The sequence below is a fragment of the Rhodococcus sp. M8 genome, assembly GCF_015654185.1.
Lineage (GTDB): Bacteria > Actinomycetota > Actinomycetes > Mycobacteriales > Mycobacteriaceae > Rhodococcus > Rhodococcus aetherivorans.
On the sequence record NZ_CP064065.1, the window covers coordinates 3,896,358 to 3,916,782 of the forward strand.

Here is a 20,425-nt window from a genome sequence, read left to right on the forward strand (position 1 = left end):
TTTGGTTACGAATCCGTCGTGCCGGACGTCCGGCGGCGCTGCTCGGACCGCCCCGCTTCGTCCCGCGCGAGTGGCTTCACGGTTCGAAGCGGTATCCCATTCCCGGTTCGGTGAGCAGGTGGCGAGGGTGCGCAGGATCGGGTTCGAGTTTGCGGCGCAGCTGCGTGAGATACACCCGCAGGTAATGGGTCTGGGTCGTGTAGGACGGTCCCCACACCTCTTCGAGCAGTTCCCGTTGGCCGACGAGCTTGCCGCGGTTGCGCACCAGCATCTCGAGCATCCCCCACTCGGTGGGGGTCAGGTGCACCGGTGCGCCGTCGCGGGTGACCTTCTTCGCGACGAGGTCGACGGTGAAGTCGTCGGCGTCGATCGTCGGTTCGGTCGTGTCCGGGGTGGTGCCGGCCCGGCGGACCGCGGCGCGGATGCGGGCGAGGAACTCCTCCATCCCGAACGGCTTCGTGACGTAGTCGTCGGCTCCGGTATCGAGGGCGGCCACCTTGTCGAGGGCGTCGGTGCGTGCCGAGAGGACGATGACGGGGGCCGTGCACCAGCCGCGCAGCCCGGCGAGCACTTCGATCCCGTCGAGGTCGGGCAGGCCCAGGTCGAGGACGATCACATCGGGATGCTGCTGGGCGGCGGCACGGAGGGCGGAGCGTCCGTCGCCGGCGGTGATCACCTCGTACCCGCGTGCGGCGAGGTTGATGCGCAACGCACGCAGGATCTGTGGTTCGTCGTCGACGACGAGGATGCGGGTCATCGCGGCACCCTGGCCGGCGCGGCGGCGAGCTCGACCACCATGGTGGTCCCGCCACCGGGTGTCTCGGTGGCGGTGACGGTCCCGCCCATCGCTTCGGCGAATCCGCGGGCGACGGCCAACCCGAGCCCCGCCCCGCGGCTGCTGCGGTGGTCCCCGGCGCGGGGAAAGGCGGCGAAGACGTTGCCGGTGTCGCCGGGTGCGAGTCCGGGACCGCAGTCCGCGATGGTGACGGTGGTGCGGTCACCGGAGGTGCCGGCGCCGACGCGGATCGGACCGGTGGGTGCGTAGCGCAGGGCATTGTCGAGAAGATTGGCCAGGACCCGTTCGAGCAGCCCGCTGTCCGCGCCGACCACGGTGTCGTCGACGTCGACCTCGATGCGTTCGCGAACGTTGCGGGCGGTGTCCGAACCGCCGCTCGAAAGCGTGACCATGGCCCGGTGCACCACCTCGTCGAGGTAGACCGGCTGCAGGACGGGCGTGATCACCCCGGCCGCGAGCCGGGAGGAGTCGAGCAGGTTCGACACCAGGCCGGTGAGCTGGTCGGTGGATTCCTCGATGGTCGCGAGCAGCTCCGCGGTGTCCTCGGGGGAGAACTCGACATCGGTGCTGCGCAGGCTCGACACCGCGGCCTTGACGGCAGCGAGCGGGGTGCGCAGGTCGTGGCTCACCGCCGACAGCAACAGCCGCCGCAGGCGGTCGGTCTCGGCCAGGGCCGACGCCTGGGCGGCCTCGGCGGCGAGTTCCTGCTGCCGGACCAGTCCGGCGGCCTGTCCGGCCACCGCGGTGAGGATCCGGCGGTCGCGGGCGCGCAGCTGCGGACCACCGAGCAGGAGGGCGTACGCGCTGTCGTCGACCTCGCAGACGGTGTCGGCGGCCTGCATCGACGTCGGTGGCGCCGACCCGGCCGTCCCCAGGACCTGTGCCGGCTCCCGGTCGGTGCGGACGAGGCTGACGCCGTGCTGGGCGTAGGTTTCCCGGACCTTCTCGAGCAGCCGGGGCAGGTCCGCACCCCGCAGGACCGCGCCGGCGAACAGCGCGAGCAGTTCGGCCTCCTGGGACGCGAGCCGGGCCTCGCGGGCCCGGGCCGCGGCGGCATCGACCAGTGCGGCGACCGCCACGGCGACGACGAGCAGCACCACGGTGGTGACGAAATTGGCCGGCTCGGCGATGGTGAAGCTGTAGCGCGGCTCGGTGAAGAAGAAGTTCAACAGCAGGGCCGACAGCAGGGCCGCGACGATGGCCGGACCGATTCCGCCGAACAGCGCGACGGCGAGCACGACGACGAAATACAGCGTGTGCTGGCCCTCGAAGCCCGTGAAGTGGTCGATCAGCGCCATCACGCCGGTGGCGACGACGGGGATGACGAACGCCGCGATCCAGGACTGCAGTCGCCGCTCGTGGCGGCCCAGCAACGCCATCCTCGGCCCACGGGCGGTGTGCTCGTGGGTCACCATGTGCACGTCGATCTTGCCGGAGTCGCGGACGACCGCCGCCCCGATGCCCTCGTCGAGGATGCGTGCCCACCGCGGGCGCCGGGACGTGCCGAGCACCAGCTGGGTGGCGTTCACCTCCCGCGCGAAGTCGAGCAGCGTGGTGGGCACGTCGTCGCCGACGACGCTGTGCAGGCTTGCCCCCAGGCTCGCCGCCAGAGTCCGGACCTTCCCCATCTGCGGCGCCGAGACGCCGGTGAGCCCGTCGCCGCGGACGACGTGCACGACCATCAGTTCCGCACTCGCCTTGGCGGCGATGCGGCTGGCCCGGCGCACCAACGTCTCCGATTCGGGCCCACCGGTGACGGCGACGACGACCCGCTCGCGGGCCTCCCAGGTGTCGGTGATGGCGTGTTCGCCGCGGTACTTGGCGAGCGCGAGGTCGACCTGGTCGGCGAGCCAGAGCAGGGCGATCTCGCGCAGGGCGGTCAGGTTGCCCTCCCGAAAGTAGTTGCGCAGCGCGGCATCGACCTTCTCGGGCGCATACACGTTCCCGTGCGCCAGGCGTCGCTGCAGGGCCTGCGGGGTGATGTCCACCAGCTCCACCTGGTCGGCGCGGCGCACGACGTCGTCGGGGACGGTCTCGCGCTGCACCACGCCGGTGATCTGCTCGACCACGTCGTTGAGGGACTCGAGATGCTGGATGTTCACCGTCGACAGCACGTCGATTCCCGCGTCGAGCAGTTCCTCGACGTCCTGCCACCGTTTCGCGTGGCGGCTGCCGGGAACGTTGGTGTGGGCGAGCTCGTCGACCAGGGCGACGGCCGGCCGGCGGGCCAGCACGGCATCGAGGTCCAGTTCCTCGAACACCGCGTCCCGGTAGCCGATCCGTCGGGGCGGGACGGTCTCCAGGCCGGCCAGTTGTTCGGCGGTGCGGGCACGACCGTGCGTGTTCACGATCGCCACCACCACGTCACCGCCCCGGGCGATCCGCCGATGGGCCTCGCCCAGCATGGCGAACGTCTTGCCCGCGCCGGGGGCGGCACCGAGGTAGATCCGCAGCCGCCCCCGGCGCGACGCCTCGGGGGCGGCGGTGCGTGCAGTACCGGTCACGACGCCATCATCCACCCGAGGGGACCCCGTCGCAGTCGGGTGCGGTCAGTCCCAGCGCCACGTTCAGCTCGGGCACGTTCACTCGTTCGGCGCCGAGGAACCCGAGTTGCCGGCCCTCGGTGTGCGCGGCGACCAGCTCCCGGACCCGCTGCTCGGGGATGCCGGTGACCCGCGCCACCCGCGGCACCTGCACCGCGGCGTAGGCCGGGGAGATGTGGGGATCGACGCCGGAGCCGGACCCGGTGACCGCATCGACCGGAATCTCCTGCGGCGGCACCTGCTCGCGCGCGGCGATCACGGCACGCCGTTCGTCGACGAAGGCGGCCAGCACCTCGCTGCTCGGGCCCTGGTTGGACGGCAGCGCGGCGGCCGGGTCGCCCGGCGCGAAGGCGTCTGCGTCGGCGACCGAGCCGACGACCCGAGTGTGGAAGAACGGATCGGGCTCGCCGGGCGCGACCTGCGGGTCGACGCCGATCAGCCGGCTGCCGACGACGCAACCGTTCGTGTCGGTCAGTGGCGAGCCCTCGGCGCTCGCCGAACCGAGCCGTCCCACCGCCCACACCGCCGCCGGATAGGCCACTCCGACGATCACGGTCAGTGCGACCAGCATCAGCAGGCCGGCTCGCGCCTGCCGCATCAACCCTGCGAAGAAGTTACCGAATCCCATCAGTGTCACCCGATTCCCAGACGCACCACGAGGTCGATCAGCCAGATCCCGACGAACGGGGTGATCACCCCGCCGAGGCCGTAGACGAGCAGATTCCGCCCCAGCAGCGACGACGCGTTCGCCGGCCGGTACCGCACACCCTTCAGGGCCAGCGGTATCAGCGCCACGATCACGAGGGCATTGAAGATCACCGCCGACAGGATCGCGCTCTGCGGGGTGGCCAGTCCCATGATGTTCAGCCCCGCCAGTTGTGGGTAGATCCCGCTGAACAACGCGGGCAGGATCGCGAAGTACTTCGCGAGATCGTTCGCCAGCGAGAAGGTGGTCAGTGCCCCGCGCGTGATGAGCAGCTGCTTGCCGATCTCGACCACCTCGATCAGCTTCGTCGGATCGGAGTCGAGGTCGACCATGTTCCCCGCCTCCTTGGCCGCGGAGGTGCCGGTGTTCATCGCCACCCCCACGTCGGCCTGGGCGAGGGCGGGCGCGTCGTTGGTACCGTCACCTGTCATCGCGACCAGCCGTCCGCCCTGCTGTTCCGAGCGGATCAGCGCCAGCTTGTCCTCGGGGGTCGCCTCGGCCAGGAAGTCGTCGACCCCCGCCTCGGCTGCGATCGCCTTCGCGGTGAGGGGGTTGTCCCCGGTGATCATCACCGTGCGGATGCCCATCGCCCGCAGCTGGGCGAATCGCTGTGCCATGCCGGGCTTGACGACATCGGACAGCTCGACGACGCCGACCGCCGATGCGCCGCGATCGTCGGATCGGGCCACCACGAGCGGTGTTCCGCCGCCGCGGGCGATGTCGTCGACGACGGTGCTCACCGCCTCGGGGATCCGTCCGCCCTGCTCGGCCACCCAGCGGGTCACCGCGTCGGCGGCGCCCTTCCGGATGCGGACCGGGATGCCGGCGTCTCCGGCGGTGTCGAGGCCGCTCATCCGGGTGTGCGCGGTGAATGCGACGAACTCGGCGGAGCGCTCGGCGCCCGACGGGCTCGGATCGAGGTGGAACCGCTCGGCGCACAACTCGACGATGCTGCGCCCCTCGGGGGTTCCGTCGGACAGGCTCGACAGTCTTGCCGCAGAAGCCATTTCGAGATCCGTGACGCCGGGGGCGGGGTGCAGTGCGGTGGCGCGCCGGTTGCCGTAGGTGATGGTGCCGGTCTTGTCCAACAGCAGGGTGTCGATGTCCCCGGCCGCCTCGACGGCACGACCGGACATGGCCAGCACATTGCGCTGCACCAGCCGGTCCATCCCGGCGATGCCGATCGCGGAGAGCAGGGCACCGATCGTGGTGGGAATCAGGCACACCAGCAGCGCGATCAGCTCGACCGGTCCCTGCTCGGCGCCGGCGTACGCACTCATCGGACCGATCGCGACGACCGCGAGCAGGAACACGATCGTCAACGCCGCGAGAAGGATGTTCAGGGCGATCTCGTTGGGGGTCTTCTGCCGGGCGGCCCCTTCGACGAGAGCGATCATCCGGTCCACGAAGGTCTGCCCGGGTGGTGCGGTGATCCGCACGACGATGCGGTCGGAGAGCACGGTGGTGCCGCCGGTGACGGCGCATCGGTCGCCACCCGACTCGCGGATCACCGGCGCCGATTCTCCGGTGATCGCCGACTCGTCGACCGTGGCGATGCCCTCGATCACGTCGCCGTCACCGGGGATCGTCTGACCGGTCTCCACCACGACGAGATCGCCCACGCGCAGCTCGGTGGCCGATACGGATTCCTCGGCGGCTGGACCGGTGAGGCGACGGGCTGTCGTGTCCTGCTTGACCTTTCGCAGGCTCGCCGCCTGCGCCTTGCCGCGCCCCTCGGCGACCGACTCGGCGAGGTTGGCGAACAGCACGGTGAACCACAGCCACGCCGCGATCGACCACGCGAACAGCGTGGGTTCGACCATCGCCGCGACGGTGGCGACCGCCGATCCGACCAGCACGACGAACATCACCGGATTCCGCGCCACATGCCGGGGATCGAGCTTGCGGATCGCTCCCGGCAGGGCCTCTGCCAGCTGACGGGGGCTGAACACGCCCCCGCCGACACGATGCGGGTGGGAGGCGATGGTCTCCCGGTGGGAATGAAGGTCGATGGTCACCGAAGTATCTCCGTGATCTCCGCCGCGGGGCGGGAGGAAGAGCCGTGGTCGCGGCGCCGCAGGTGCGTGTGAGGCGCCGAGGGGGAGACGAGGGTCATTGAAGTGCTTCCGCGATGGGGCCCAGAGCGAGGGCCGGGAAGAAGGTGAGAGCCGCAACGAGGACGGCCGTTCCGGTGAGCAGCCCGGCGAAGGCCGCACCGGTGGTGGGCAGCGTGCCCGCACCGGCCGGGGTGCGACGCTGGGCGGCCAGCGATCCGGCCAGGGCCAGGACGAACACGATCGGCAGGAACCGCCCGAGCAGCATGCACATGCCCAGCGAGGACTGGAACCAGTCGCTGGTCACGGTCAGCCCGCCGAAGGCGCTGCCGTTGTTGTTCGACGCCGAGGCATAGGCGTAGAGCACCTCGGTGAACCCGTGGATCGCGCCCGGAGTGCCCGGATCCCCGGAGTTGCCGAGATACCCGGTGGTGGTGGACAGGATCACGGTGATCGCGGTGCCGGTCAGCACCAGCGCCGGCATCACCAGCACCGCCAGCGCGGCAAGGGTGATCTCGCGCCTGCGCAGCTTCTTGCCGAGGAACTCGGGCGTGCGCCCCACGAGCAGGCCCCCGACGAACACGGCGATCACTGCGAGCACCAGCATGCTGTACAGGCCGGTGCCGACTCCGCCCGGCGCGATCTCGCCGAGCAGGATGTTCAGCAGGACGGCCCCACCGCCGAGCGGGGACATGCTGTCGTGCGCCGAGTTCACCGCACCGGTGCTCGTGCCGGTGGTCGACACCGCGAACAGCACCGAACCGGGGATCCCGAACCGGACTTCCTTGCCCTCCATCATCGCGCCGGCGGCGTTCGCCGCCACGCCCCGCGTGCCGGATTCGGCGGCCAGCGTCACCGCCAGGACGGTGCCGTAGAGCAACGCCATCACGCCGAGGACGGTCAGGCCCTGCCGTCGGTTGCCGATCATCGTGCCGAACGTGCGCGTCAGCGTTACCGGGATCAGCAGGATCGCGAGGATCTCGACGATATTGGTGACGGGGGTGGGGTTCTCGAACGGGTGGGCCGAGTTCGCGGCGAGGATGCCGCCGCCGTTGGTGCCCAGTTCCTTGATCGCCTCCTGTGAGGCGACCGGCGCCAGCGCGGTGGTGACCGCGTTGCCGTCCAGTCCGGTGGCGGAGAAGCCGCTGCGGTACGACTGGATCACGCCCTGGGACAACAGAATCAACGCGATCACGAACGCCAGCGGCAAGAGAATCCGCAGGGTGCCGCGGGTCAGGTCCACCCAGAAGTTGCCGATCTCGCCGCCGCGCCCGACGCGCACCAGGCCGCGGATCAGGGCGATCGCGACCGCCATGCCGACCGCCGCCGAGACGAAGTTCTGCACCGCGAGGCCGGCGGACTGGGTGAGTGGGCTCATCGTCGTCTCGGGCACGTAGGACTGCCAGTTGGTGTTGGTGACGAACGAGACCGCGGTGTTGAATGCCACCGCCGGACTCACTCCACCCAGGTCCCGGCCGAGCGGCAGGACACCCTGCAGTCGCTGCACCGTGTACAGCAAGAGCACGCTCGCGAGCGAGAAACCGAGCACACTCGCGGCGTATCCGTACCAGGTCTGTTCTGCGCGCGGATCGATCCGGCACAGCCGGTACATCAGGGACTCGATCCGCAGGTCCTTCCACCTCAGGTCGGTGTCGGTCGTGTACACCCTCGCCATGTAGTCGCCGAGTGGAACGTATGCCAACGCCAGGACTGCAACGACCAGGCCGATCTGCAGTCCCGCGGCAACAGCTGGAGTCATCGGATCGTCAGAACCTCTCCGGATCGAGCAGCGCGATCAGCAGGTACACCACCAGTGCCGTCGTGAGCACGACGAGCGCGACGCTCGCCACCCCTGCCCAGGTCATCGGCTCTCACCTCGCACATGCAGCGCGCGCAGGACCAGAGCGCATACCAGGAACCCTGCCAGGATCAGCACCACGTACGCGGTGTCGGCCATGTCGTCTTCCCTTGTCGTAGACACGAATCAGGCGCCGATCGGCGCCCCGCACCACACTGTCGCACCGCGCCCGTCCGTGGACCGCGATCCATACGGAATCTTGACGCCCGCGGCCGATGTCCTGACGAATTCTTTACACCCCGGGTCCGGCGTCCCTGCGGCGCAGCGCCCGCGGGCCCCGACGCCGGAACGGCTCGGGGCCGCCGGCATCACCGCAGCGCCACGTCGACCAGGCGCGCATGCACGTCGGCCACCTCGTCGAGCGGGGGGGTGTCCCTATGGTTCCTGTCAAGCCGCCGAGGGGAGTGGTGTCCGGTAGAGTTCCTTGTTCTTCAGCATGGCGTAGAGGACGTCGCAGCGGCGTCGGGCGAGGCAGATCAGGGCCGCGTTGTGCTTCTTCTTCTCGGCACGCTTTTTGTCGTAGTAGGCCCGACTGGTGGGGTCGTGGAGGGCGGAGAACGCGGACAGGAACAGTGCTCGTTTGAGCTTTTTGTTCCCGGACCGGGCGGGGTGCTCGCCATGGATCGAGGAGCCCGATCTACGGGTGACCGGTGCGATGCCGGCGTAGGCAGCCAGATGGGCGGCGGAGGGGAAGGCGGAGCCGTCACCGACCTCGATCAGGATCCGGGCTGCAGTCCTGAAAGCGATGCCGGGCATCGATGTCAGGACCCGGGAAAGAGGGTGTTCATCGAGGGCTCTCTCTACGTCTTCGGCGACCGCTTTCCGTTGCTGGAGAGTCTCTTTCAGGGTGTCGGCGAGTTTGGGGAGGATGGTCTCGGCGGCCTGGGTGCCGGGGACCACCACGGTCTGCTCGTCGAGGGCGACAAGGATCTCGCCGACGAGCCGGGTGCCCATGCGGGGCGCGTGCTTGACCGCGATCGCGGTGAGCTTGCGCTTGCCGGCCTGCCGGATTCCGGCCGGTCCACCGCAGCGGGAGAGGACCTCGAGAACGGCCGGATGGGCGATGTGGGGTCCGAGGACCCGCTCGAGCGCGGGGTGGATGGAAGTGAGCAGACCACGGATCCGGTTGCTGACCCGGGTGGCTTCACCGGCCAGATCGTCATCGAACCCGACGAGGACCTCGAGCTCGGCGAGGGCCTCGTCGCCGGTATCGACCCGGCGCAGGGAGTGCGGCATGGTGCGGGCGGCATCGGCGATGATGAACGCATCTCGGGCGTCTGTTTTCGCCTGCCCGGGGTACAGGTCGGCGATGCGGCGCATCGCCAGCCCGGGCAGGTAGCCGACCTCGTGGCCGCAGACACGGGCGACGGTGACCGGCAGGGCGCCGATCGTGTTCGGTTGGTCGACGACCACCAGCACCGGGCCGTGTTCGGCCAGGCGGTCGAATACCGCCCGCAGCTTCGCTTCGTCGTTCGGCAACGCCTTGTCGTAGATCTTCTTTCCGGCGGCGGTCAGTCCGACGGCGTGGTGCTCACCTTTGCCGACGTCGATGCCGCAATACACCGCATAGTTCGAGTCCATTCGGGGTCGTCCCTTGTGTCTCGGTCGGCCGGTCGCCGATCCGGCATCGACGCCCGGCACCCACGTTACAAAGAGACCTACCCAATTTCGGTTGGCCGTGTCCCTATCAGCGGTCCGTCGACGCCACCACACCCGGCGACACCACCCCCCGGATCATGCGTGAGACAGGGGGCAAGGAGTCATACCGGGTCTGGCGACCGTAGTCCTTCTGTGAAGGACCGTAAATAACGTAACGGGGGAGCTGCTCACGGTCGTACGAGTAGCGGGTGCGCAGGTGCCCGAGCAGCCGGCGCCGATCGGTGTGCAGGTGCGCCCGGGCGCCCACCCAGCAGATCAACACGTTCGTGCGGACACCGCACCGCTGCACCGACCGCGGCTACCGTGACCGAATCGCGGAGTGCTGCTTCGAACATGTTGTCGCAGCCGGTGATCTGAACCTGCTGCTCTACGACGTGACTACCTTCTACTTCGAGGCCGAGAAGGAATACGACCTGTTCAGGCTCCTCGCCGCCTCAGTTCCATGCGGTACGAGTACCGACGTGGATTGAAATGAGAGGATGTGAACTCGACGAACTTGCCGTCCGCGTCGTAATACAGACGCTCGATCAGCAGTATGGCGTCTCCAGCTTGACATCCGATCAGCTCAGCCTCGTGCTCGGGGGCGTTCATGGCGGTGATCTCCTGGCGCGCGCCCATGATCGGCTTGGTGAGGAGTTTTTCGGCCGCCCCGATCACGGTTCCTTCGCCGACCGACGGGACCCCGTCCGCGGCCAGTTTCGCACCGAGTTCGGGTTCGACGTAGTGACGTGTCAGGACGAAGGGGAGTCCCTCATAGGAACGTCGAACGGTGGCCTTGCTGACCTCGATGTACGGCAATTCCAATCGGGCCGCGATGGAGGGCTCGACGACGACGGTGAATGGCTCGATCACCTCGGTGTTCGTATCGGGCCAGACGATAATTTCGTCGAGGGAGCCGATCGAGCGGACATAGCGGCCCCGGGTGTCCTGTTGACGCCCGCTCACATAGGTTCCGCTGCCTTGGACGCGGTAGATCAGCCCGTCCGAGAGCAGTATCTGGAGCGCCTCACGCACCGTGTGGCGGCTGACGTTGTGGACCGACTGCAACACGCTTTCGGTGGGCATTTTCCGTCCCACCGAGTAGACACCTGCCTCGATGTCGGCCCGCAACTTCTCGGCCAACTCTCGGTACGCTGGGACACCACGCTCCGCGGGAGCGGCCTTCTTCGTCACCACGGGCTCCTCCTTCTCCCTGATGCGATCGGCAGGGTGTCATCCACCACACTAGCGCTCGTACGGATGAATCTTCAACGTGGGAGACTCGGTAACGGGAATTGACTGCAACAAAAGCATATTCGTGGCGTCAGATTGCATACTACTTCTGCTACCTCGCAAATTGATACTGATGAATCGAGTGTGGAGGTGTGACCGTCTGCGATCACACCTCCACACTCGGTCCTTCCGGCGCCGGAGTTGGGCGACCGATGGACGTCTGTCACCGCAGCACGACGGACCCGATACGGATGTGGGCCCTGTCGCGGTGGTGCTGGTGTCCCCGCCATCCATGTCGGCGCCTCAGGCCGTGGTCGGTTCCACCTCAGCAAGCAGTTCGTCGTTGTGGGCGCCGAGCTGGGGCGCCGAGTCGGTGCGTGGCTCCTCGTAGGTGTCGGTCAGGAACGGTGTCCGGATCATCCTTCGGCGACCGGCATACGGATCGTCGATCTCGAGGAACATGCGACGCGCGTCAAGGTGAGGGCACCGGTAGAGCTCGTCCACGGTCTGGGTTTCCCCGGCGGGAAGCCCATGGGCGGCGAAGCGTTCGACGATCTCTCGGCGGGTGCGCGACCGTGTCCACCGTTCGACTTCGGGGCGGATCACCGATGCAAAGTTCTCGGCCCGGTGAACGACGGTGTCCAACAGTGGATGGTCGAGCAGGTCGGTCCGCTCGATTGCCACACACAGCCGCCGCCACATTTCGTGGGTGGGCAGAATCAGTGCAACATAACCATCCTCGGCCTCGAGGGCACCGAGTGGAGAGTAGCGATCCACCCCGCGCACTCGATGCTCGCCCGTGAAATCCCACAGCATCAGTTCGCGTTCGAGCAGGGACGCCACGGAGTCGTACATGCTCTGATCGACGAACGCGCCCACACCGGTATTCTGACGTCCCTGTAGAGCGGCGAGCACGCTGACGGTGGCGTGGACCGCGGTGAAGACGTCCGCGAAACCGGTCACCGTCGGCAGCGGCGGGCCCCCGGGTTCTCCGGTCACCGCCATCAATCCGCCGACTGCCTGGATGGCGGTGTCGAAGGCCGGCCGTTCGGCAAATTCACCTCGATGCGTCCGCAACCGTCCGTAGCCGCTGATGGCGCAGTAGATCAGGCGTGGATTGGCCTCCTTGAGCGCTTCGTATCCGACTCCCATACGGTCGACGGCACCGGGACGGAGGTTTTCCACGACTACGTCCGCGGTCGCCGCAAGGGTCCGGTATCGGGCTCGGTCGCCTTCTGTGCTCAAGTCCAGCGTGACGGACTTCTTGTTGCGGTTGTAGCTCAGGAACCCGCCGCTCATAGATCCGGTCTCGGTCTGCTCGAGCGGATCGTAGATTCTGCGCGGATCGCCGCCGTCGGGCTTCTCGATCTTGATGACTTCCGCGCCCAGGTCGGCCAGCATCATCGCACAGTAGGGGGCGGCGATGTACTGGCCCATCTCGAGCACCCGAATGCCGTCGAGGGGCCTCACGTCAGATTCCTTCGGTTGCGTGCGGGACGAGCATCGGCTTGATGTCCTCCTGTGCCCGCATCCGCGTCAGTGCCTCGGTCGCCTGGTCGAGCCGGTACCGGTTCGGGACCAGTGCGCCGAAGTCGTACTTACCATGTGTGTTCTTCATGAAGTCGAGAGCCTTGCGATATTCGGCGATGTGCCCGGACCAGGTTCCCATGATGGTCAGCTGCTGTCGGGTGATGAAGCCGGGCCGGACCGCGACTTCCTTGCCTGGACCGTCGATCTGGCCGGTGACCATGTAGCGGCCGCCTTCCTTGATCATTCCCAGACCTTCTGGGAACGCGGTGCGTGCGCCGGAGAACTCGAAGACGACTTCGGCGCCGTGCCCGCCGAGCAATTCGCGGACCGCGGCGACCCGGTCTTCGGGTTCGGGATGTTCGGCGACAGAGACGAGGTCGGTTGCCCCGTACTGCTTGGCAATGGCAAGGCGGGTATCGGGAGCGCCGACGGTGATGATTCGTCCGGCGCCGAGATGATCGGCGAGGGCGGTAGCGAACAGGCCGAGCGGGCCCGCTCCCTGGATAACGACGGTTTCCCAGGGATTCATCTTGCCGATGCGTTCGAAAGAGTGCACAACTGTGCGCAGTGCGCAGCTGGCCGCCGATGCCCAAGAGGTTTCCACCTCGTCCGGCACGCGCACTCGTCCCGAATTGGGGAAGACGTAGGCGTACTCGGCGAAGCCGCCGACCAGGTACGGGGGACGCTCGCAGTTGGTGAACATGTAGTACTGCCGGTTGGTGCACAGGGTGGGCTGGTTGTCGAACCGGCAGTGGTCACATTGGTTGCATGAAGCGTGGGTGAAGCAGATGCGATCGCCGATTTCGAGCGGTGTCCCGAAGGTGTCTCGCTCGGCGCCGTCACCGAATGCGATCACCCGCCCGACCATTTCGTGTCCGGGAATGACAGGTAGGTCCAGCGCCTGGCTGCCGCCGAGGGAGCCATCCCATAGGTGCAGGTCCGAGCCGCACACCGTCGCTGCTTCGATACGGACCAGGAGTGCGCCCGGTTCCAGGGTCTGGGGTACCGGAATTTCGCGGATCTCGAGCGGCTCACTGTGCTTGGTGAGCACCGCCGCCTGGCTGGTCTTGGGGATGTCGAATGTGGTGGTCATCAGTTTCTGCTCCTGTTGGTTCAGCCGAGCTTGAACGGGTCACGGCTTTCACCGGTGAGTTCGACCCAGATGGATTTGGTCTGCAGATACGCGTCGAGGCCTTCGATGCCGTTTTCGCGGCCGATTCCGCTCTGCCCGAAGCCGCCGTACGGGACGTTGTTGGCGAGCACACGGTAGGAGTTGATCCAAATCGTGCCGGCGTTGAGCCGGTGCGCCACGCGGTGCGCGCGTTGGACGTCCTTCGTCCACACCGCCGCGGCGAGTCCGTAGGTCGTGTCGTTGCCGAGTTGGACCGCCTCTTCTTCGGAGGTGAAGGTGATGACCGACAGCACGGGTCCGAAGATCTCTTCCCGTGCCACGCGCATCGAATTGTCGACGCCGCTGAGGATGGTGGGCTGGAAGAAGTACCCGTCGGCCAGTTCGGTGTCCTGCGGACGCTCTCCGCCGCACACCACTGTGGCTCCTTCGTCGACTCCGAGGTCGACGTAGTAGCGGACCTTCTCGAGTTGCTCGGCGAAGGCGATGGGGCCCATCTCGGTTTCGATGTCGAGCGGATCCCCCATCTTGATCTGGGGTGCGCGTCGTGCGAGTCGCTCGACGACGGTATCGCGGATCGATTCGTGGACCAGCAAACGGCTTCCGGCGATGCAGGTCTGGCCGGTGGCGGCGAAGATTCCTGCCATCACCCCGTTGACGGCCGCATCGATGTCGGCGTCGGGGAAGATGATGTTGGGGGACTTGCCGCCGAGTTCGAGGGTGACCTCTGCGATGTGGTCGGCGGCGCTCTTCATGACCGCGATTCCGGTGGCAGTGGAGCCGGTGAAGGTGACTTTGTCCACGCCGGGTTCGGCGGTCAGTGCGGCTCCTGTGTTCCCCGCGCCGGTGACGACGTTGAACACTCCGGGCGGGAAACCGGCTTCATCGACGAGCTTGGCGAATTCGAGGGTCGACGTCGGCGTCTGCTCTGCGGGCTTGGCGACGAATGTGCAGCCGGCGGCCAAGGCGGGCGCGAGCTTGCTCGCCAGCAGGAACAGAGGGCTGTTCCAGGGAAGGATCGCGGCGACCACGCCGACTGGCTCGCGGCGAGTGTAGGTGAAGAAGTTCGTCTGGGGCGCGGAGATGGTGTCACCGAAGATCTTGTCGGCAGCGCCGGCGAAGAACTCGTAGGTCGCCGGCAATCCGGCCATCTGGCCGCGCGTCTCGCGGATGACCTTGCCGTTGTCGGTGGTCTCGATACGCGCGAGCTCGTCTGCGTGGGGCTCGATCAGCGCCGCCAGTCTACGGATCAGGGCGCCTCGCTGCGCCGCGGACATCGATCCCCACGGCCCGGACAGCGCGCGTCGCGCGGCCTCGACAGCATTCTTGACATCTTCCGGTCCGGCGAGTGGGGCAGTGGCCCAGGCCCGCCCGTTGTAGGGGTTGACGGTCTCGAAAATCTCACCGGAGATGGCGTCGACCCATTCGCCGTCGATGTACATCTTTCGGTGTTGGAGTTCGCTGTTTCGCCGTTCGGCGATGGCGACGTTCTCGGTCATAGTGCTCTTTCTCGTTTCTCGGCCGGATCGAGTGCCCGGCACTGTTGAATTGGGAGCGTCGGTTTCGGGTTTCGATGTACCCCGCATGTCGAGGGGGACGACTGGAAAGGAGCTGTCCTCACTTTTTGACGGAGATACCCGCCAAAGTCGCACGGATCAACGGGTCGACGGACGGCGCGTCGGGCAACGTGGCCACGCTGTCGATCAAAGTTTCCAGTTCCTTTGTGGACAGCGGAATTTCGTGTGCGAGGCGTTCGGCATTGCGTACGACGCCGTCGGTGTCCCACGACAGCATCGCATCGGAGTCCTCGATGGCGTCTTGGACCGCGGTCCCGTCGACCAGGCCCACAGTGGCGTGTGCGGTTTTCGCCGGGCGTGCCGACTCGGCGACGAGGTCGATCTTGCCGATGAGGTCGAGCACCTGCGGATCGGTGAAGTGTTGCAACAGGCCGTAGGTGATGTCGCCGTGGACGAGCCCGGTTGCGAAGGCGAATCTGGCGCTCATCAGTGTCTGTGAGGTACTGGTGAAGGGCCCGCGCGAGGGCATGCCCGGATAGGTTGCCTCGCGTTCGTTCATCTGCAGCCGGATCGATGCGACCTCGTCGGCGTGGAGACCGGACTCGCGCAGCCGCACCGCGAGCATGGCCGGCGCCTGATTGAACGCACACACCGGGTAGGGCTTGAAGGTTACTTCGAGCATGTTCCAGGACCGCCCGAGGTCGCGGGCGATCATTTCCGCTGCCTCACGCGATCGCGAGAAGCAGTCGAGGAATCCCGCTTCGGCTTCGAAAGCGGCCCGCGAGCCCGCAACTCCGGCTTCGGCAAGTTGCGCTGCCATCAGTCCACTCGTCGCCGCAATTCCCGACTGGAAATGCCATTCGTCAGTTCCGGCACCGAACGATTCGGACGTGCCACCCGAGATCGATGCGGCGATTGCCAGCGCGGAGGTCGTGCGTTCGCCGCTCAGGCCGCGGATTCGTGCGACGGCGGCAGCGGCAGCTACCGGTCCGAACACCGCCGTGGCGCGAAAGGGCGGGGTGGTCAGGTCCGTGAGTGGCTTCGACAGCGCGATGCCCACCTCGTAACCCGCGACGACCGCTGCAAGCAGAGTCCGACCGTCGACAGCGCTGGCCTCTGCTGCCGCCAGAGCGGCGGGTACGACGCTTACGCCTGGATGGAACGTGCCATGTGTGTCCTCCTGCGCCCGGGCATGTAGATGCACTCCGTTGATGAAGGCCGCCGTCGAGGCCGGATGCCACTGGCCGGTCACCAGCGAGCGGGCGTATCCCCGGCGGTTCGGTGGCGAGCTCACTCCGGGGGTAACCTGCTCGGCCCGTCGCCCGAAGCCAGCGGCCGAGCCGGCCATCCCCACCGCCAAAGCGTGGATGAGGCACCCTTTCGCCCGCTTGACGACTGGTAGCGGAAGCGCATCGACCTCCAGATCTGCGGCGAAGGCGCCGAGTCGTTCGGCGATCGTGCTGCCAGCCATGCGCACATCCCTTCCGTGATTCGTGGACGCGTCAGTTGCAGTTCCTGCCGGAGCTGCCCGCGGAAGCGGATCCGACCACCACCGTTTCACAATTTGTCCGTATGACTTGAGACACTATTGCGCAACGATGCGTCTGTCAATCACGACGCGAATCGAACCCGTCCACCTCCAGGATCCGACCACGACGGTCCCGCTATTTGACGGTAATTGCCTGTTCAAGGCGTTTCCGTTGTCCAAGTTCCACGTAGCGGCGAACCCGCCTACTCCAAGGGGTTGACGCAAGCGTCGACCATGACTACCTTCCAATCATCCGTACAACTGTGGCTCATCTCACTGTGGGCCGCCAGGGCGGAGGATCATGGGCGCGCCAGAAACACCATCAGATTCGCGCAGGACCAAATTCACGTCGTGGCGAAAGAAGTCCACGACGCTTCCCGAGGAGACCTCGATGACGAACCCACCCCCCGTATTGCCGTCACCCCCCACCACTCCGGGAGAGGCGCCGACGACTGATGCGCTGACCTCATCGGGGACGCTGGCACCCCGGGTGTCTCGACGCGTCGCCGTCGCCGCGGGCATCGGCCACTTCCTCGAGTGGTTCGACTTCGCGGTGTACGGGTTTCTGGCCGCGACCATCGGACAGCTGTTCTTTCCGTCCGGCAACGCCACGACGTCGCTGTTGGCCTCCCTCGCCGTTTTCGGCGTCGCGTTCCTCTTTCGTCCGCTCGGCGGGCTGCTGATCGGGGCTTTCGGCGATCGTGCCGGTCGCCGCGCGGCGCTCTCGTTCGCGATCGTCGTCATGGGCATCTGCACGATCGGCATCGGTGTCCTGCCGACGTACGCCACAATCGGCGTCGCTGCTCCCGCTCTTCTGGTGCTCCTTCGGTGTGCCCAAGGTTTCTCTGCGGGTGGCGAATACGCGGGCGCGGCTGCCTTCCTCGTCGAATATGCACCGGCCCGCCGGCGCGGGCTGTGGAGCAGTGTGGTCTCCGCCGGCGCCGGCATCGGGGTCATGGCCGGGGGTGCGGTGACCTTGCTGTTGACGGCCCTGCTGTCCGACGACCAGATGACGAGCTGGGGGTGGCGTGTCCCCTTCCTCGTCGCCGGCCCACTGGCCGTCCTGGGTCTCTACGTCCGGCTCCGGCTCGAGGACACTCCCGTGTTCCAGGAGCTCCAGCGCGCTCACGAGGTCGAGCATGCCCCGCTGCGCAACGTCGGCAAGCACAGTCGATCCGGAATCCTGTTGGTGTTCGTCTGCACCGCGGTGACCGGCCTCGGTTTCTACTACCTCACAACCTTCGTGGTCACCTTCCTCAGTGTCGAGGTCCACATGGCCAAGACCTCCGCCCTCGAACTCGCGGTGCTCGGATTGCTCATCTACTCACTCATGTGCCCCGTTGCAGGCATGATCGGCGACCGCATCGGCCGCCGACGCACGATGCTGCTCGGCGCCGTCGGCATTGCTCTGACCGCGGTCCCCTGCTTCGCGCTGCTCTCGACCGGCACCTGGTACCTCGCACTGATCGGTCTGGCAATCCTGGCGGCGTTCGAGGCACTGGCCAATGTCATGCTCGGAGTTCTCATGGTCGAGCTCTTCCCGGCCCGACTGCGGGTGACGGGTAGCTCGATCGGCTTCAACGTCGCGCAGGCTCTCATCGGCGGGCCCGGCCCGTTCATCGCTACCGCCATCGCGGCGGCGGCCGCGCTCATCGTCGCTCCCGCCTTCTATCTGGTCGCGGTTGCAGCGCTGTCGTTCTTGATCCTGCTGCGGTATCTCCCCGAGACTCGCGGAGTGTCGCTGTTCAGTGACGAAGCACCCTCGGTGAGGGACTGACAGGCAGGCATGATTGTGGAGACGCATTCGTATCTGAAGCGTCCCGCGTACCGGCTCGTCGCCGAACAACTTCGGCGGCGAGCCGAACGCGGTGAGTACGCCGTGGGTGACAAGTTGCCTACCGAGGATCAACTTCGGCACGCTTTCGGCGTCAGCAGGCACACGATCCGGCAAGCAATCGGACACCTGGTCGAGGTGGGCATGGTGCACCGTGTTCAGGGCAGCGGCACGTATTTGATTGGGTACGAGACGAACTCCGTTCGCTATCAGCGTGCGATCGGATCGCTCGACGAGATCATGAGCTGGCCCGGCACCACCACTCGGTTGCTCGAGCCTTTCCGGCGGGGGGTGAGCGAGCCTGCGATCGCTCGTGACCTCGGCGCGGACATCTCAGATGTTCGCTGTGCCCTCGTCCAACGCTGCTACAACGATGCGCCCTTCGCCCTGACTCGGCACTACATGGCTTCCTCATTGGCGGACAACGTGATCGATCGGGCAGCATGGGAGACCGACAGCACGATCATTCAATCGGCGGAGCGGTTACTGCCCGAGGGCATCGTCTCGGCGACCCAGAGCATCCACGCCACTCGAGCGGAAGAAACTGAGAGCGAACTGATCGGATGCTCGGTAGGGGACGCCGTCTTGCTCATCGAGCGGCTGTACCACGACGCCGGTGGGCGGCCGGTCGAGTTCACCGCCTCCCGCTTCAATCCCCGCCGCTACAGCTACCGGATGGACCTGCGCCGGCACCGCTGATCGGGACGTCCGCGGTCCGCACTGAGCCACCACGAAGTGGTCGGGGTGGCAATCGATTACACGGTTGACCTACCAGGAACGCACGAAGGAGGCGGTGTGGGTCGAGAGACGAGCACCGATATCGGTTCGATCGACGTCGTCCGGGATCGGTATGTCCCGCCCCGGCGAGTGATCATCATTCTCACCGCCACGGCTGTCACCGCGGTAGGACAGATGTACTCGGTATTGGCGCTGTTACCGCAGATGGCCGCTTCCTTCGATGTCAACCCTGCACAGGTGACGGCGACCTCCACTGTGTTCGGCGTCGCCTATGCTGTCGGGTTCCTCGCGGCGGGGCCGCTGGCGTCGCGGTTCGGTTCCCATACCGTGATGTCTGTGGGTCTGTGCACCGCTGCCGTCACCACGCTGCTGGCAGCCCTTCCTTCCACGCTGCTTCTCGAACTGATCGCTCGCGCGGGGCAGGGCTGCGCGGCAGCCGCCTTCGCCCCCGCCGCGTTCACGTATATTGCCGAGAACATCGATCCGCGCCAGCGTCTGCTGGCTTTGAGCTGTTTGACCAGCGGTTTCCTCGGAGCGGCGGCAGTCGTTCCCGTCGCCGCACAGGTGATCGCTGTTGCGGCCGGTTGGCGCGCGGTCTTTGTGCTCGGTGCGGGTGCGCTCGCGGTGGCCGCCGTGGTCGTTGTTGTGTTCGTTCCGAGGGCGCGGGCCATCGGCCACCCTCGTGGTGCGCGGCTCTTCGGGGTCTTGGTGACGATTCTGTGCAGGTGGCGGTTGGTCGCGCTGTTCGGTGCTTCGGCCACATTCCTCGGTGGGTATGTCAGCGTTTTCACCACCATCTCGCTGGTGGGCCCGCCGTCGGTTGCCGGAAATCCCGAGGCCCTGCAGGTGCTGCGCTTGATCACCGTGCCAGCACTTCTCGTCATTCCATTTCTGGGTCGAGTGCTGAGGCGGTGGCGACCGGCCCGCCGGGGCGCGGCGGCGTTGGGTGTGGCGGCGATGTCCGTGGCCGCCGGATCGGTGTCGTCGGACTACTTGATAGGACTGTCGATAGCGGTGTTGCTGCTCGTGGCGGCGATTTCCGCTACGGCGTCAGCCATTGTCGAGTCCCTTCTGGTGCAGGTGCGTCCGGAGGAAACGGGCGGTGCAACGGCACTGTACGGATCCTTCACCTTTCTCGGTGCCAGCGCCGGACCAGCCCTCGCCTCGGTGGTCAGCCCTTGGGGTTTCCGGATCGGCATGCTTGCCGCGGCCATCTGGCTCGTCATCGGGGCGGGGTTGATCCTCGTCTCTTCCGCAGGAGCCGGGGCCCGACGATCGATTCAACACAGCACCGAGGGCGCTGTGTCATCCCTGCGGTAGG

The 20,425-nt window shown here is 67.0% G+C and carries 15 protein-coding genes; 3 read left to right on the plus strand and 12 right to left on the minus strand.

Features of this window, described 5'->3' with window-relative positions; all coding sequences use genetic code 11:
- Positions 1 to 76: 76 nt before the first annotated feature.
- From ISO16_RS17640 to ISO16_RS17695, 12 genes are all read right to left on the minus strand, one after another.
- A complete protein-coding gene (locus ISO16_RS17640; RefSeq protein WP_072633834.1) occupies positions 77 to 757 on the minus strand; it encodes a response regulator in 681 nt (226 codons plus the stop codon).
- The gene (locus tag ISO16_RS17645; protein WP_072633835.1) at positions 754 to 3,300 is read right to left on the minus strand and encodes a sensor histidine kinase; all 2,547 of its coding nucleotides are present in this window, start codon (positions 3,298 to 3,300) and stop codon (positions 754 to 756) included. The genes ISO16_RS17640 and ISO16_RS17645 overlap by 4 nt, the downstream gene beginning before the upstream one ends.
- A 7-nt stretch (positions 3,301 to 3,307) precedes the next feature.
- The gene (locus ISO16_RS17650; protein ID WP_044476248.1) at positions 3,308 to 3,967 is read right to left on the minus strand and encodes a potassium-transporting ATPase subunit C; all 660 of its coding nucleotides are present in this window, start codon (positions 3,965 to 3,967) and stop codon (positions 3,308 to 3,310) included.
- 5 nt (positions 3,968 to 3,972) lie between these two features.
- Positions 3,973 to 6,063, minus strand: a complete 2,091-nt coding sequence (gene kdpB / locus ISO16_RS17655; protein WP_072633836.1) for a potassium-transporting ATPase subunit KdpB — start codon at positions 6,061 to 6,063, stop codon at positions 3,973 to 3,975.
- A 94-nt stretch (positions 6,064 to 6,157) separates the two neighbouring features.
- Positions 6,158 to 7,858: a potassium-transporting ATPase subunit KdpA gene (gene kdpA, locus ISO16_RS17660; RefSeq protein ID WP_072633837.1), complete on the minus strand. Its 1,701-nt coding sequence runs from the start codon at positions 7,856 to 7,858 to the stop codon at positions 6,158 to 6,160.
- Positions 7,859 to 7,865: 7 nt separating this feature from the next.
- Positions 7,866 to 7,964 carry a K(+)-transporting ATPase subunit F gene (kdpF, locus tag ISO16_RS17665; RefSeq protein WP_065923246.1) on the minus strand — a complete coding sequence of 33 codons (99 nt, stop codon included), beginning with the start codon at positions 7,962 to 7,964 and terminating at the stop codon, positions 7,866 to 7,868.
- A gap of 380 nt (positions 7,965 to 8,344) precedes the next feature.
- A complete protein-coding gene (locus ISO16_RS17670) occupies positions 8,345 to 9,538 on the minus strand; it encodes an IS110 family transposase (RefSeq protein ID WP_072633838.1) in 1,194 nt (397 codons plus the stop codon).
- Positions 9,539 to 10,033: 495 nt separating this feature from the next.
- A complete protein-coding gene (locus tag ISO16_RS17675) occupies positions 10,034 to 10,792 on the minus strand; it encodes a GntR family transcriptional regulator (protein WP_006942123.1) in 759 nt (252 codons plus the stop codon).
- A 339-nt stretch (positions 10,793 to 11,131) separates the two neighbouring features.
- Complete coding sequence (locus ISO16_RS17680) at positions 11,132 to 12,298, minus strand: CaiB/BaiF CoA transferase family protein (protein WP_072633840.1); 1,167 nt, start codon at positions 12,296 to 12,298, stop codon at positions 11,132 to 11,134.
- A gap of 1 nt (position 12,299) precedes the next feature.
- On the minus strand, positions 12,300 to 13,409 hold the full coding sequence (locus tag ISO16_RS17685) for a zinc-binding dehydrogenase (protein ID WP_230304380.1): 1,110 nt from the start codon (positions 13,407 to 13,409) through the stop codon (positions 12,300 to 12,302).
- 62 nt (positions 13,410 to 13,471) lie between these two features.
- Positions 13,472 to 14,986, minus strand: a complete 1,515-nt coding sequence (locus tag ISO16_RS17690) for an aldehyde dehydrogenase (protein ID WP_072633842.1) — start codon at positions 14,984 to 14,986, stop codon at positions 13,472 to 13,474.
- 118 nt (positions 14,987 to 15,104) lie between these two features.
- On the minus strand, positions 15,105 to 16,475 hold the full coding sequence (locus ISO16_RS17695; RefSeq protein WP_072633843.1) for an MmgE/PrpD family protein: 1,371 nt from the start codon (positions 16,473 to 16,475) through the stop codon (positions 15,105 to 15,107).
- 547 nt (positions 16,476 to 17,022) lie between these two features.
- Between ISO16_RS17695 and ISO16_RS17700 the strand changes: the two genes are divergently transcribed.
- From ISO16_RS17700 to ISO16_RS17710, 3 genes are all read left to right on the plus strand, one after another.
- Positions 17,023 to 18,309 (plus strand): MFS transporter, encoded by a 1,287-nt coding sequence (locus tag ISO16_RS17700; RefSeq protein WP_083662357.1) that lies wholly within the window; start codon positions 17,023 to 17,025, stop codon positions 18,307 to 18,309.
- 9 nt (positions 18,310 to 18,318) lie between these two features.
- Positions 18,319 to 19,065 (plus strand): GntR family transcriptional regulator, encoded by a 747-nt coding sequence (locus ISO16_RS17705; protein WP_072633844.1) that lies wholly within the window; start codon positions 18,319 to 18,321, stop codon positions 19,063 to 19,065.
- A gap of 96 nt (positions 19,066 to 19,161) precedes the next feature.
- Positions 19,162 to 20,424 carry an MFS transporter gene (locus ISO16_RS17710; protein WP_083662358.1) on the plus strand — a complete coding sequence of 421 codons (1,263 nt, stop codon included), beginning with the start codon at positions 19,162 to 19,164 and terminating at the stop codon, positions 20,422 to 20,424.
- Position 20,425 lies beyond the last annotated feature (1 nt).

Bases quoted from the DNA above. Each gene is read 5' to 3' on its own strand.
- ISO16_RS17640 (WP_072633834.1), bottom strand. From the start codon at position 757: ATGACCCGCATCCTCGTCGTCGACGACGAACCACAGATCCTGCGTGCG.
- ISO16_RS17650 (WP_044476248.1), bottom strand. From the start codon at position 3,967: ATGGGATTCGGTAACTTCTTCGCAGGGTTGATGCGGCAGGCGCGAGCC.
- kdpA (WP_072633837.1), bottom strand. From the start codon at position 7,858: ATGACTCCAGCTGTTGCCGCGGGACTGCAGATCGGCCTGGTCGTTGCA.
- kdpF (WP_065923246.1), bottom strand. From the start codon at position 7,964: ATGACCTGGGCAGGGGTGGCGAGCGTCGCGCTCGTCGTGCTCACGACG.
- ISO16_RS17670 (WP_072633838.1), bottom strand. From the start codon at position 9,538: ATGGACTCGAACTATGCGGTGTATTGCGGCATCGACGTCGGCAAAGGT.
- ISO16_RS17690 (WP_072633842.1), bottom strand. From the start codon at position 14,986: ATGACCGAGAACGTCGCCATCGCCGAACGGCGAAACAGCGAACTCCAA.
- ISO16_RS17695 (WP_072633843.1), bottom strand. From the start codon at position 16,475: ATGGCTGGCAGCACGATCGCCGAACGACTCGGCGCCTTCGCCGCAGAT.
- ISO16_RS17705 (WP_072633844.1), top strand. From the start codon at position 18,319: ATGATTGTGGAGACGCATTCGTATCTGAAGCGTCCCGCGTACCGGCTC.